The sequence below is a fragment of the Paraburkholderia unamae genome (assembly GCF_003096875.1).
In the GTDB taxonomy this organism is placed as follows: domain Bacteria; phylum Pseudomonadota; class Gammaproteobacteria; order Burkholderiales; family Burkholderiaceae; genus Paraburkholderia; species Paraburkholderia unamae.
The window spans coordinates 303,380-316,569 of the sequence record NZ_QEOB01000001.1; the positions used below are offsets into that span (position 1 = coordinate 303,380).

General features: G+C 66.9%; 11 protein-coding genes and 1 tRNA gene. 10 read left to right on the forward strand and 2 right to left on the reverse strand.

Annotated features, from left to right (window positions below):
* Window positions 1–29 precede the first annotated feature (29 nt).
* The 10 genes from rsmB to C7402_RS01420 all read left to right on the forward strand — a co-directional run bounded on the left by rsmB (window position 30) and on the right by C7402_RS01420 (window position 9,451).
* Window positions 30–1,565 carry a 16S rRNA (cytosine(967)-C(5))-methyltransferase RsmB gene (gene rsmB, locus C7402_RS01375; protein WP_116609392.1) on the forward strand — a complete coding sequence of 512 codons (1,536 nt, stop codon included), beginning with the start codon at window positions 30–32 and terminating at the stop codon, window positions 1,563–1,565.
* A complete protein-coding gene (locus C7402_RS01380) occupies window positions 1,562–2,155 on the forward strand; it encodes a DUF4390 domain-containing protein (protein ID WP_112170092.1) in 594 nt (197 codons plus the stop codon). The genes rsmB and C7402_RS01380 overlap by 4 nt, the downstream gene beginning before the upstream one ends.
* On the forward strand, window positions 2,145–4,577 hold the full coding sequence (locus tag C7402_RS01385; protein ID WP_112170093.1) for a sensor histidine kinase: 2,433 nt from the start codon (window positions 2,145–2,147) through the stop codon (window positions 4,575–4,577). The genes C7402_RS01380 and C7402_RS01385 overlap by 11 nt, the downstream gene beginning before the upstream one ends.
* Window positions 4,578–5,282, forward strand: coding sequence for a response regulator transcription factor EsaR (gene esaR / locus C7402_RS01390; RefSeq protein WP_116609393.1), 705 nt, complete (start codon window positions 4,578–4,580; stop codon window positions 5,280–5,282).
* A gap of 105 nt (window positions 5,283–5,387) precedes the next feature.
* Window positions 5,388–5,463, forward strand: a tRNA-Phe gene (locus tag C7402_RS01395).
* 322 nt (window positions 5,464–5,785) lie between these two features.
* Window positions 5,786–6,517, forward strand: coding sequence for a 7-cyano-7-deazaguanine synthase QueC (queC, locus tag C7402_RS01400; protein ID WP_112170095.1), 732 nt, complete (start codon window positions 5,786–5,788; stop codon window positions 6,515–6,517).
* A 78-nt stretch (window positions 6,518–6,595) separates the two neighbouring features.
* A complete protein-coding gene (gene queE / locus C7402_RS01405; RefSeq protein ID WP_116609394.1) occupies window positions 6,596–7,228 on the forward strand; it encodes a 7-carboxy-7-deazaguanine synthase in 633 nt (210 codons plus the stop codon).
* A gap of 31 nt (window positions 7,229–7,259) precedes the next feature.
* Window positions 7,260–7,703 carry a 6-carboxytetrahydropterin synthase QueD gene (gene queD, locus C7402_RS01410; RefSeq protein WP_112170294.1) on the forward strand — a complete coding sequence of 148 codons (444 nt, stop codon included), beginning with the start codon at window positions 7,260–7,262 and terminating at the stop codon, window positions 7,701–7,703.
* A 219-nt stretch (window positions 7,704–7,922) separates the two neighbouring features.
* Window positions 7,923–8,705, forward strand: coding sequence for an HpcH/HpaI aldolase family protein (locus C7402_RS01415; RefSeq protein WP_116609395.1), 783 nt, complete (start codon window positions 7,923–7,925; stop codon window positions 8,703–8,705).
* On the forward strand, window positions 8,702–9,451 hold the full coding sequence (locus tag C7402_RS01420; RefSeq protein WP_116609396.1) for a tetratricopeptide repeat protein: 750 nt from the start codon (window positions 8,702–8,704) through the stop codon (window positions 9,449–9,451). Before C7402_RS01415 ends, C7402_RS01420 begins: the two co-directional genes overlap by 4 nt.
* 114 nt (window positions 9,452–9,565) lie before the next feature.
* Here C7402_RS01420 and rodA read toward each other — a convergent pair whose 3' ends face one another.
* Complete coding sequence (gene rodA, locus C7402_RS01425; RefSeq protein ID WP_112170099.1) at window positions 9,566–10,732, reverse strand: rod shape-determining protein RodA; 1,167 nt, start codon at window positions 10,730–10,732, stop codon at window positions 9,566–9,568.
* Window positions 10,733–10,741: 9 nt separating this feature from the next.
* Entirely contained in the window at window positions 10,742–13,186 is a 2,445-nt protein-coding gene (gene mrdA / locus C7402_RS01430; protein WP_116609397.1) for a penicillin-binding protein 2, read from the reverse strand.
* Between the last annotated feature and the right edge of the window lie 4 nt (window positions 13,187–13,190).

Genomic DNA, 13,190 nt, shown 5'->3' on the forward strand with positions numbered 1-13,190 from the left:
GCCTCGTTGCGGCCCGCATCCGGTTTCTCATGACATCCAGCTCATCCCGGCGACCAGCCGCACCGAACCGCGGCAAAAAGGGTTCCGCAACGCCAGCACGCCGGCCAGGCGCGGCACCGGCCCATCAGCCCGTGCATCTGGCCCCGGAGTCGCTCGGTTTCGCCCTCGATCTGGCCGCTCATGCCGTTGGCAGCGTGCGCGCCGGGGCGGCGCTGCCCGCCGCGCTCGCGAGCACCTTCGCCGCCTTGCCGGGCGAGTTCGCGCCGGTCGCGCGCGGCGCGGTGCAGGACATCGCCTATCGCACCATGCGGCGGCTCGGCACCGCGGACTGGCTGATCCGGCAACGCGTGAGCAAGGCGCCGCCGCCGCACGTCCAGAACCTGCTTGCCTGCGCGTTCGCGCTGCTCGTGGAAGACGAGGCGAGCGCCGCCTACACGCCATTTACGGTCGTCGATCAGGCCGTGCGCGCCGTGGGGGCGCGCCGCGAGATCGCCTTCGCCAAGGGACTCGTCAACGCGGTGCTGCGCGGATTCCTGCGCGAGCGCGACACGGCGCTCGCCGCCGCCCAGGCCGACGAGACCGCGCACTGGAACTACCCGCGCTGGTGGATCGACGCGGTGCGCGCCGCGTGGCCCGCGCAGTGGCAGGCGATACTCGCCGCCGGCAACACACAGGGTCCGCTCACGCTGCGCGTGAACGCGCGCCGCTCGAGCGCCGCCGACTACGTACAGCGGCTCGCCGCCGAAAACATCGCCGCAAGCCAGATCGGCGAGCACGCCGTGCGCCTTGCCGCCGCGTTGCCCGTCGATCGCATTCCGGGCTTCACGGCCGGTGACGTGTCCGTGCAGGACGCCGGTGCGCAAGTGGCCGCGCAAATCCTCGGCGTGCGCGACGGCATGCGCGTGCTCGACGCGTGCGCGGCGCCAGGCGGCAAGAGCGGGCATCTGCTTGAGCTGGCCGACATCGACCTGGTCGCGCTGGAGAGCGATGCCGCGCGCGCGGCGCGCATCGGCGAGAACTTCGCGCGTCTCGGTTTTGCCGAGGACGATTCCGTGCACCCGCTGCGCCGCGCGAAGATCGTGGTGGGCGACGCGGGCAATCCCGCCGCGTGGCACGACGGCGAGCAGTTCGACCGCATCCTCGCCGACGTGCCGTGCTCGGCCTCGGGCATCGTGCGCCGCCATCCGGACATCCGCTGGCTGCGCCGCGAGAGCGACATCGCGGCGCTTGCCGCCGAGCAGCGCCGCATCGCCGACGCGCTGTGGCCGCTCGTCAAGCCGGGCGGCGAACTGCTCTACGTGACCTGCTCGATCTTCCCCGAGGAAGGCGAGGCGCAGGCGCGCTGGTTTGAAAGCACCCACGCGGATGCGGTACGATTGGACGCGCCGGGGCAACTGCTGCCCACGGCGGACGGCGCGCCGGCCGGGGGGCCAGCATGCGGCGCAGCCCACGAGGCTCGGCATGATGCCGATGTTCAGGCCGCAGTCGCGGCAAACGCCGGCCCTGTTCCCGATCGCACCGCAGATCACGACGGATTCTTCTACGCGCGCTTTCAGAAACGGTGACCATCAAACGCATCTTCCCGCTGCGGCTCGCGGCCCTGATCTGGCTGGTGCTGGCCGTCGTCGGCCTCGTGGCCGCGGCGCCGGCGCGCGCCGATTCGATCTCGGTGCAGCGCGCGTCGCTACAGGCCGACGGCAACGGCTGGAGCCTCGACGCCCGCTTCGATTTCGACCTCAACAGCAGCCTGGAAGACGCGGTCAACAAGGGCATTCCGCTCTACTTCACCACCGACTTCGAACTGACGCGGGCGCGCTGGTACTGGTTCGACGAACAACCGGTGAGCGTTTCGCAAAGCATTCGCCTGTCGTTCCAGCCGCTCACGCGCGAGTACCGCGTATCGAGCGGCGGCCTGCAACTCGGCTTCGCGACGCTTGCCGACGCGCTCGCGGTCATCAAGCACGTCACGTCGTGGCACGTGATCGAGCGCAACGACGTGCATCCGGGGGAGACGTATACCGCTTCGGTACGCATGCAGCTCGACGTCGCGCTGATGCCCAAGCCCTTCCAGATCGACGCCGTGAACAACCGCGACTGGAACCTGGCTTCCGACTGGAAGCGCTTTAACTTCACGGTGACCGAACGTGCTAAATAAAGTACGCCGCGCCACCAGCTTCAGCAGCGTCGTCGTCAAGCTGCTTGTTTCCACCGTCGCGTTCACCGCGACGCTGCTGCTCGTCCTGCTCGCCGCCGCGAGCGCGAACACCGAGTTCTTCGACCGCTACTATGGCTGGCTCTACGCGGCCAACATCGTCGTCGCGCTGATCTTCATGTCGGTGGTCACGGCGCTCGTGATCGTGATCGTCGTGCGCCTGAGGCGCGGCAAGTTCGGCACGCGGCTGCTGGCCAAGCTCGCGTTCTTCTTCGCGCTCGTGGGTGTGGTGCCGGGCGGCATCATCTATATCGTCTCGTACCAGTTCGTCTCGCGCTCGATCGAGTCGTGGTTCGACGTGAACGTGGAAACCGCGCTCACGGCGGGCCTGAACCTCGGGCGCGGCATGCTCGACGCCTCGCTCTCCGACCTGCAAACCAAGGCGCGCCTGATGGCCGATCAGATCGCGAGCGGCGAAGCGGCGGGCACCACGCTCACGCTCCTGCGCGCGCGCGACCAGTTCGGCGTGCAGGACGCCACCATCTTCGAGCCGGTGCGCAGCATGTCGGGCGCGGCGCCGGACATGCACGTGGTGGCGCAGGCGTCGAGCAACTTCTCGTCGCTGATGCCGAGCGATCTGCCCACGCCGCTCATGCTCGACCAGGCGCGCGGGCGCGGTTATGCGGCGATCGAAGGCGAGGTGGACGGCGACCCGCATCTGCATGGGCCGAAGGGCGCGTTGCGCCTGCGCGTGGTCACGCGCATTCCCGATGCGAACACAACGGATCTGCAACCGGCGGAGCGCTTCCTGCAACTGGAGCAGCCGGTGCCCGCCGCGCTCGCGCGCAACGCCGACGCCGTGCAGCGCGCCTATCGCGAGTATCAGGAAAAGGCGCTCGGCCGCACGGGCTTGCGCAAGATGTATATCGGCACGCTCACGCTCGCGCTCTTTCTCGCGACCTTCGTGGCGATGATGCTGGCGCTCGCGCTCGGCAACCAGCTTGCGCGGCCGCTTTTTCTGCTCGCGCAGGGTACGAAGGAAGTGACCGAGGGCGACTACACGCCGAAGCGCGAAATCAAGTCGCGCGACGAACTGGGCTTCCTCACGCAGTCGTTCAACGCGATGACGCGCCAGCTTTCCGAAGCACGCCAGGCCGTGGAGAAGAACCGCGTCGCGCTCGAGCATTCGAAGGCGTATCTGGAGAGCATTCTCGCGAACCTCACGGCGGGCGTGTTCGTGTTCGACCGGCAGTTTCGCCTGACGACTGCGAACCCCGGCGCGGAGCGCATCTTCCGTCAGCCGTTCGAGACGCAGCTTGGCGTCGCGCTCGATCACATCGGCGCGCTCACGGAATTCGGCGCAATGGTGCGCAAGGCCTTCGCCGACCAGGAAGCTTCGCGCGGCGACGGCGACAGCACGCGTGGCCATTGGCAGCAGCAGTTCTCGGTGCCCATTCCCGGCGAGACCGATCCGCTCACGCTGCTCGTGCGCGGCGCGCGCCTCGTGTCCGACACGGGTCGCGACGCGGGCGACATGCAAACCTCGGGCTATGTGGTGGTGTTCGACGACATCTCCGACGTGATCTCGGCGCAACGTTCGGTGGCGTGGGGCGAAGTCGCGCGGCGTCTTGCGCACGAGATCAAGAATCCGCTCACGCCGATTCAGCTCTCGGCCGAGCGCCTGCAAATGAAGCTCTCCGACAAGCTCGCGCCGTCGGACGCCGAAGTGCTCAAGCGCGGGGCGACGACGATCGTCAACCAGGTCGCCGCGATGAAGCAGATGGTCGACAACTTCCGCGACTATGCGCGCACGCCGCCCGCGGTGCTCGCGCATCTCCAGTTGAACGACCTCGTGAGCGAAGTGCTCACGCTGTATGGCGCCGAAGAAGGCAAGAGCGCGATCAAGGTCGAACTCTCGGACTTGCCGGTGATCCGCGGCGACGCCACGCAATTGCGCCAGGTGATCCACAACCTGCTGCAAAACGCGCAGGACGCCGTGGCCGATACCGCGAATCCTCGCGTGACGCTCGAGACACGCGCCGTAGAATACGGAGACCCCGACGCGCAGGGCCGCACGCGCGTTGCGGTGCGCCTCACGGTGTCGGACAACGGTCCGGGTTTTCCTGCACGCATCCTCACGCGGGCGTTCGAACCATATGTGACGACCAAAGCCAAAGGAACAGGCCTCGGGCTTGCGATGGTGAAGAAGATCGTTGACGAGCACGGCGCTCGCATCGACATCCGCAATCGACTCAAGGCAGGCGATGTGATAGAAGGCGCGCAGATCTCGATTCTCTTTCTCCAGCTGGCCGATGACATCCCACCGGATGCCGCGACGCCCGGACCCGGCCGATCCGGGGTGGCGCATGGGCGCGCCGAAGCGGAGCAGGGATCAAAAGCAACAGTGCAGACAAGGGCAGCGTAAATGGCAACCATCCTGGTGGTAGATGATGAAATGGGCATCCGGGAATTGCTCTCGGAGATCCTCAGCGACGAAGGACACGTCGTGGAGCTGGCTGAAGATGCGCAGCAGGCGCGCGACTTCCGGCAGCGCGCGGTGCCGGACCTCGTGCTGCTCGATATCTGGATGCCGGACACCGACGGCGTGACGCTGCTCAAGGAGTGGGCTGCACAAGGCCAGCTCACGATGCCGGTCATCATGATGTCGGGCCACGCGACCATCGACACCGCCGTCGAGGCAACCAAGATCGGCGCGCTCAACTTTCTCGAAAAGCCCATCGCGCTGCAAAAGCTGCTGAAGGCGGTCGAGCAGGGCCTCGCGCGCGGCACGGCCGCGCCAGTCACGTCGGCGAGCGCGGGGGCGGCCGGAAAGTCGGCGGCCGGCGGTCCCGCGGTCGTCGCTTCGGCGGCGGCCTTGCCGGTGCTCGGCGTTGACGGTGTGCACGGCGTGCAGGCGGGCGCCACGGCCACGCAAACGGCTTCGATCTCGTTCGACATTCCGTTGCGTGACGCGCGCGACGCGTTCGAGCGCGCGTACTTCGAGTACCACCTCGCGCGCGAAAACGGCAGCATGACGCGTGTGGCTGAAAAAACGGGGCTTGAGCGCACCCACCTGTATCGCAAGCTCAAGCAACTCGGCGTGGACCTCGGCAAGAGCAAGGGCGAATGACGCGGATTGATGCGCAGTGGCGCGAAGACGAAGCGCTGACAGAATTAATTTGGCGAAGGCACTTGCGCAACGCGGTTTAGGTAGCTATACTCTTCTTTCTTCGTTGGCCCGGTAGCTCAGTTGGTAGAGCAGCGGATTGAAAATCCGCGTGTCGATGGTTCGATTCCGTCCCAGGCCACCAGAATGCAGCCCCAGGAGATCATTCGATTCCTGGGGCTTTTTCGTTGTGCTCGATCTCCGGAGCTTCGAAGAAGTTCGAAGACCGGCATCGACGGTATCCAGGGTATAAGGGTGCGCCGATGCCCGTGCGAGGGCCCCGGCCTATACTGCTTGAGCCGGCGCGCCTTGTCCGCGGCGGTCCGCCCGGGTGCCTCAGGTGGCAAGATCTGGTGGCAAAGTCTGGTAGCAAGAGCCTGGTAGCAAGAGCCTGGTAGCACAAGCCAGCCAGCAAAAACCAGGCAACGAACGCATTCGCGCGGAAACCTCATACACGGAGTTTCACGGTGACTCGAACAGAAGCCAAGGGCGCGCTCGTCCTGTTTTCCGGCGGCCAGGACTCGGCCACGTGCCTCGCATGGGCGCTCGAGCGCTACGAGACCGTCGAGACGCTCGGCTTCGATTATGGCCAGCGTCATCGCGTCGAACTGGAGTGCCGCGAGGGCTTTCGCGCCGCGATTGCGAGCACGTTCCCCGCATGGGGCGAGCGCCTCGGCGAAGATCACATGATCGATCTCTCGGTGCTCGGCTCGATCAGCGACACGGCCATGACGCGCGAGATCGAGATCGAAACGGCCGCGAGCGGCCTGCCGAACACCTTCGTGCCGGGCCGCAACCTGATGTTCATGCAGATCGCCGCAGCGATCGCTTATCGTCGCGGGCTCAAGGTGCTCGTGGGCGGCATGTGCGAGACCGACTTCTCGGGCTACCCGGACTGCCGCGACGACACCATGAAGGCGCTGCAAGTCGCGCTCAATCTCGGCATGGACACGCGCTTCGTGCTGGAAACGCCGCTCATGTGGCTCGACAAGGCCGACACGTGGCGCCTGGCCGAACAGCTCGGCGGCGAGGCGCTGGTGGACATGGTGCGCGTCGAGACGCACACCTGCTACGTGGGCGAGCGCGCCGAGCTTCACGCGTGGGGCTTCGGCTGCGGCGAGTGCCCGGCCTGCAAGTTGCGCAAGCGTGGCTACGAAGCGTATCTCGCGGGCGAGAACGTCACGGAAGCGCCGGTCTGAGCGAGGGCGCCCGACACCAACCGGTTTTCATGAGCATGGCCGTCGAGGCCGCCCCATGAGCCAGAACCAGGCAGCAGCATGACTTACGCGGTAAAGGAAATTTTCTACACGTTGCAGGGCGAGGGCGCGAACGCCGGGCGTCCGGCCGTGTTCTGCCGGTTCGCCGGCTGCAATCTCTGGTCGGGCCGCGAGGAAGACCGCGCCGAAGCCGTATGCCGCTTCTGCGACACCGACTTCGTGGGCACCGATGGCGAGAATGGCGGAAAATTCCGCACGCCTGAAGAACTCGTCGCGAAGATCGCTTCGCTGTGGCCCGCAGGCGAGGGCAACCGCTTCGTGGTCTGCACGGGCGGCGAGCCGATGTTGCAGATCGACGCGCCGTTCGTCGACGCGCTGCACGCGGCCGGCTTCGAGATCGCAATCGAAACGAACGGTTCGCTGCCGGTGCTGGAAACCATCGACTGGATCTGCGTGAGCCCGAAGGCCGACGCGCCGCTCGTGGTCACGAAGGGCAACGAGCTGAAGGTGGTGGTGCCGCAGGACAACCAGCGCCTTGCCGACTACGCGAAGCTCGATTTCGAGTATTTTCTCGTACAGCCCATGGACGGCCCGTCGCGCGACCTGAACACGAAGCTCGCGATCGACTGGTGCAAGCGCCATCCGCAGTGGCGCCTGTCGATGCAGACCCACAAGTACCTGAATATTCCCTGATTTCCGCGAATTTATCTGAACAAGTGCCGTGCTGACGATCACCCGAAAACTCGAATTCGACGCGGGCCACCGCATCCCCGACCACCGCAGCCAGTGCCGTAACCTGCACGGCCATCGCTATGTGCTCGAAATCACGCTGCAAGGCGACCTCGTCGAAACCGAGGGCGCGCCCGATCGCGGCATGGTGATGGACTTCGCCGACGTGAAGTCGCTCGCGAACCAGCATCTCGTCGATCTGTGGGACCACGCGTTCCTCGTGTTCGAGGGCGATACGCAGGTGCGCGGCTTTCTCGAAACGCTGCCGGGCCACAAGACGGTCGTGATCGACCGCATCCCGACCGTGGAAAATCTCGCGGCCATCGCGTTCGACATCCTCGCGAACGTGTACGACGCGCACTACGGCGTGAATCTGCGCCTGCACAAGCTGCGTCTGTACGAAACGCCGAATTGCTGGGCCGAAGTCACGCGCGACTGACGCGCCTGCGCTCACCGCTTTCCCGCTGCGGGCAAGGCCGGGTTTTCCGCGCCGTCCAGCAAATTTTTGTCGCGGTATGATCGTTCCGGCAAGGCCTGCGCATCCCCGCGCGCGGCCCGATAACACATAACGGAGCGAGACCTGCCGGCTGCCGCGTCGCCGGGCGCAAGCGCCCGCGCGCCCCGTGCGCGCCCCCGCAGCCTCGCCGGGAGCACGGCGATGAGCACCTTCACCAATCCCCTCAAGGAACGCCTCAAGGAGGCGGAGCCGCTGTTCGGCCTGTGGCTTTCCATGGGCAGCGAGACCGCCGCCGAGGCGCTCGCGCACGCCGGCTTCGACTGGCTGCTGATCGACATGGAGCACACGCCCAACGACAGCGCCGACACCGTCGCGCAGCTACGCGCAATCGCCGCCGCGCATCTGCCCACCGAGCCCGTGGTGCGCCTGCCCGACTGCGAGCCCTGGCTCGTCAAACGCGTGCTCGACGCGGGCGCGCGCACCGTGATGTTTCCCAACGTGTCCTCGGCCCAGGAAGCCGCGCGCGCCGTGAGCCTCACGCAATATCCCGATGCGAACACGCCGGGCGGCCAGCGCGGCGTGGCGGGCGTGGTGCGCGCGGCGGCCTACGGCATGCGGCGCGACTATCTGCACGGCGCGAACGCGCAGATCGCGACGATCGTGCAGATCGAATCGGCGGCGGCGCTGGCCGAAGTCGAAAAAATCGCGGCGGTGCCGGGGGTGGATTGCCTGTTCGTCGGGCCGGCCGACCTCGCGGCGAGCCTCGGCCATCTCGGCGACTCGAAGCATCCGGACGTGTTCGCCGCCATGCAGCGCATCGTTGCGGCCGCGCGCGACGCGGGCGTGGCGTCGGGCATCTTCGCCATGGATGCGGCCGGCGCGAAGCAGTATCGGGAGATGGGCTTCAGCTTCATCGCGCTCGCCGCCGACGTGATCTGGCTCGTGCGCGCGACACGCCAGGCGCTCCAGGAGGCGAGATCATGAGGCGCCCGAAAGCGCTTTTCGAGCGTCTTTTTGCACGGACGACACGTGCGGTTGTCATCGGTTGCCTCGCGGGCGCGGTGCTCGGCGCGAGCGCAATCGCCGATCAGGCCGCCGCGGCCGACGCGGCCAGCGCCGCGACGGGCGCCGAGTCCGATCCGCAAACGGCCAACGCCGTTGCCGACTACAACGCCGGCAATTTTTCCGCCGCGCGCACGGAATTCCAGGCGGCGGCCGAGCGCGGCAACCGGCTGGCGGAGTTCAACTACGCGATGATGCTCGTGAACGGCGAAGGCGGCGCCGCCGACGTGGGCGAGGGCCGCAAGTGGCTGCGCAAGGCCGCCGACGCCAACATGTCGCATGCGCAATACGTGTACGGCAAGATGTACGACGACGGCGATTTCGTCGAGCGCGATCCGGTGCAGGCGCACCAGTGGTTCCTCAAGGCGGCGAAGCAGGGGCACGTGCAGGCGGAGCTTGCGCTCGCGAACCAGTACCTCGACGGGCGCGGCACCACGCGCGACAACAAGCAGGCGTTCTACTGGTACAAGAAGGCCGCCGAGGGCGGCGACATGACCGCGCAATACGTGACCGGCTCGTTCTACGAGCGCGGCGGCGACGGCGTGCCGAAGAACCTGAACGTCGCGCGCGCGTACTACGCGGCGGCGGCGGCGCAGGGCGATCCCGTGGCGCGCCTGAAGTATCAGCAGTTGAGCGCGCAGTTGATGAAATCGGCGCCCACGCAGTAAGTGCCGGTAACTGCCAGCGAGCACCCGCTGAAACGACAACGCGCCGGACAATGCCGGCGCGTTTTTTTGCTGCATCGAGCGAGCGGGCGGGCGTTGCCGTTGCCCGCCGCGCCTTCAACTCTGCATCAACCGCTTCTGGCGTCCCACGCTCATGATGAGCCCGATCGCCACGCCGAGCGTGGTGAGCGCCGTGCCGCCATAGCTCATGAACGGCAGCGGCACGCCCACCACGGGCAGAATGCCGCTCACCATGCCGATATTGACGAACGCGTAGGTGAAGAACGCCATCGTGAGCGAGCCCGCCAATAATCGCCCGAAGAGTGTCGCGCCGTTCGCGGCGATATAAAGCCCGCGCGCGATCAGACACATGTAGAGCGTGAGCAGCACGAGGCCGCCCGCCATGCCGAACTCCTCGGAGAACACGGCGAAAATGAAGTCGGTGTGCTTCTCGGGGATGAACTCCAGGTGCGACTGCGTGCCCTTCAGCCAGCCCTTGCCGAGCGGGCCGCCCGAGCCGATCGCGATCACCGCCTGAATGGTGTGGAAGCCCTTGCCGAGCGGGTCGGAGGTGGGGTCGAGCAGCGTGCAGATGCGGTGCTTCTGGTAGTCGTGCATGAGCGGCCAGTTCACCTGTGGCTGGCAGATCTTGTCCTGGAACGCCGCGATCGAGGCCACCGCGATCACGCCAGCGATCAGCACCGGCACGATCAGCTTGAACGACAGGCCCGCGAAGTAGATGACGAACAGACCCGAGGCGAACACGAGCACGGCGGTGCCGAGGTCGGGCTGCTTGGCGATCAGGCCGACCGGCAGGAACAGGATGATGAAGCCCACGACGAAGTCGTACCAGCGCGTCACGCCTTCGCGGCGCTGGTAATACCACGCGAGCATGAGCGGCGTGGCGATCTTGAGAATCTCCGAAGGCTGGATCACGACGCCCACATTGATCCAGCGCTTCGCGCCCTTGCGCGTGAGGCCGAATAGCGCCACAGCAATCAGCAAGGCGATCCCGAAGGTGTAGACCGGCACGGCGAACCGCATGAGCGTGTTGGGCGGCACATTGGCGAGCGCCCACATCAGCACGAAGGTGAGCATGATGTTGCGCAACTGGTCTTCCACGCGGCCGGGGACGTCGAGGCTCGCGCTGTACAGCGTGACGATGCCCACGCACAGCAGCAGGAACACCGTGAGCGCGAGCGGGCGGTCGAAGCCGAGGAACATCTTGCGCAACGTGTCGAGCACCGCGCGCTTGTCGATCTTGTCGAACTGGAAGAAAGGCATGGTGATTCCTTACTCGTCGATGCCGCCGGTCGCAGGCTTGGGCGGCGGCGGCGCGAGCGTGGTCGCATCGGGCGCGCTGGCGGGCCGGCGCGGACGATGCGGGCCCGGCCCGAAGTGGCGGGGCATGGAGGCGGGCGCGGGGCGCGCGACAGCGGTGTCGGGTGCGCCGTTGGCGCTCGCGGTGCCGCCGTTCACGGCGTCGGTGCCGCTGGGCGCGTCCGGTGCGATCGGCTTGCTGCTCTTGCTGCTTTCGCCGGCCTTGGCGTGCGCGACGCGCGCGTCGGCGCCGGAAGCCGGCCTCAAGGGTGCTGTGGGTGCCGCGGCGGAAGCCGCCGCCGGTGCGGCCGCATCCGACGCGCCCGAAGCCGCGGCAGCCGCCGAAGCGGCCGAAGCGGCCGAAGCCGCACCGGGAACCGGCAGCGGCGTGAAGCCCGCGGCGATCCGCACCGGTTGTGCGACGACCGGGCCGGAGGCCGGCGTGGGTGTGCCGATCACGGGCGCGGAGGCGTCTTCAGTGGCCGAAGCCGCGGCGCTCACGGCCGCCTGCTCGACGCCCGGCTTCAGACGGTCGACGAGATAGTAGTCGAGCACGCGGCGCGCGATCGGGCCGGCGGACTGCGCACCCCAGCCGCCGTTTTCGACGATCAGCGCAACGGCGATCTGCGGCTTCTCGGCCGGCGCGAACGCGATGAACAGCGCGTGGTCGCGCAGATGCTCGGCGAGCGCGTGCGCCTGGTACTTGCCGCCTTGCAGCGAGAACACCTGCGCCGTGCCGGTCTTGCCCGCCGACGTGTAGGGCGCGTTGCGGAACACCTGGTACGCCGTGCCCGACGGATTCATCGTCACGTTTTCCATGCCGCGCTTCACGACGTCGATATCGGCCTGGGTCACGTTCAGGCGGCCGCTTTGGCTCGGCACCGTGAGGCGCTCCTGCTTCGTGATGGGATTTTCGATCTCCTTCACGAGGTGGGGCTTCATGAGCACGCCGTTGTCGGCGAGCGTGGCCGTGGCGTGCGCAAGCTGAAGGATCGTGAACGAGTTGTAGCCCTGGCCAATGCCCAGGCTGACCGTTTCGCCCTCGTACCACTTCTGCTGCTCGGGCTTGCGGTACGCCTTGCGCTTCCATTCGGTCGAAGGCAGGATGCCGCGCGCCTCGCCCGAGATGTCGATGCCGGTGATCTGTCCGAAGCCGAGCGGCTTCATGAAGTTCGCGATGTTATCCACGCCCAGGTCGTGCGCGAGCATGAAGAAGTAGGTGTCGTTCGACACCATGATCGCGCGGTTCATGTCGACCCAGCCCTGGCCGGAGCGCACGTCGTTGTTGAAGCGGTGGCCGCCGAACATGTAGTAGCCGGGGTCCGAGAAACCCCATTGCGGCGTGCGCTTGTGCAGCGTGAGCGCGGCGAGCGCCATGAACGGCTTGTAGGTCGAGCCCGGCGGATAGGTGCCGTGCAGCGGACGGTTCAGGAGCGGGTGATCGGGCGAGTTGTTGAGCTCGTCCCACGTTTGCTGGTCGATGCCGTCCACGAACGAGTTCGGGTCGAAGCTCGGCGCGGAGACGAACGCGAGAATGTCGCCCGTTGCAGGCTCGATTGCGACGAGCGCGCCGCGTTTGCCCGCGAACGCCTGCTCGGCCACCTGTTGCAGGCCGATATCGATCGACAGCACGAGGTTGTTGCCGGGCGTGGCCTGGCTGCGCGAGAGCGTGCGCACGGGACGCCCGCCCGCCGTCACTTCCACTTCCTCGAAGCCCGTCAGGCCATGCAGTTCGGTTTCGTAGCTCTGCTCGACGCCGATCTTGCCGATGTAGTCGGTGCCGTTGTAGTTGTTCGCGTCGAGACGCGGATCGTAGTGCTCGGGATCGCTGTCGTTCTTGTCGGAGAGATCGTCGATACGCTCCTGGTCGCGCTGCGAAATGCGGCCGATATAGCCGATCACGTGCGCGGCCGTGGGGCCGAGCGGGTACTGGCGGAACAGGCGCGCGCGCACTTCCACGCCGGGGAAGCGGAAGCGCTGGGCGGTGAAGCGCGCGACTTCGTCGTCGGTCAGGCGCGTGCGGATCGGCAGGCTCTCGAAGTTCTTCGAGTCTTCGAGCAGCTTCTTGAAGCGGCGGCGGTCGCGTGCGTCGATCGGGATCACGGTCGACAGCTCGTCGATCGTGTTGTCGAGCGTGTCGGTGAGCTTCGAGGGCGTGATTTCGAGCGTGTACGCCGAGTAGTTCTTCGCGAGCACGACGCCGTTGCGGTCGGTGATGATGCCGCGGTTCGGCACGATCGGCGCGACGGAAATGCGGTTTTCGTCCGCTTGCAGCGAGTACTTGCTGTGGTTCCAGACTTGCAAGTAGAGGAAGCGGAACGCGATCAGCCCGAAGCAGACGAACACGAACAGCCCCGCCGCCGCAACGCGCAGGCGGAACTTCGAGAGCTGCTGCTGGGTGTCCTTGAATTCGGTCATGCTG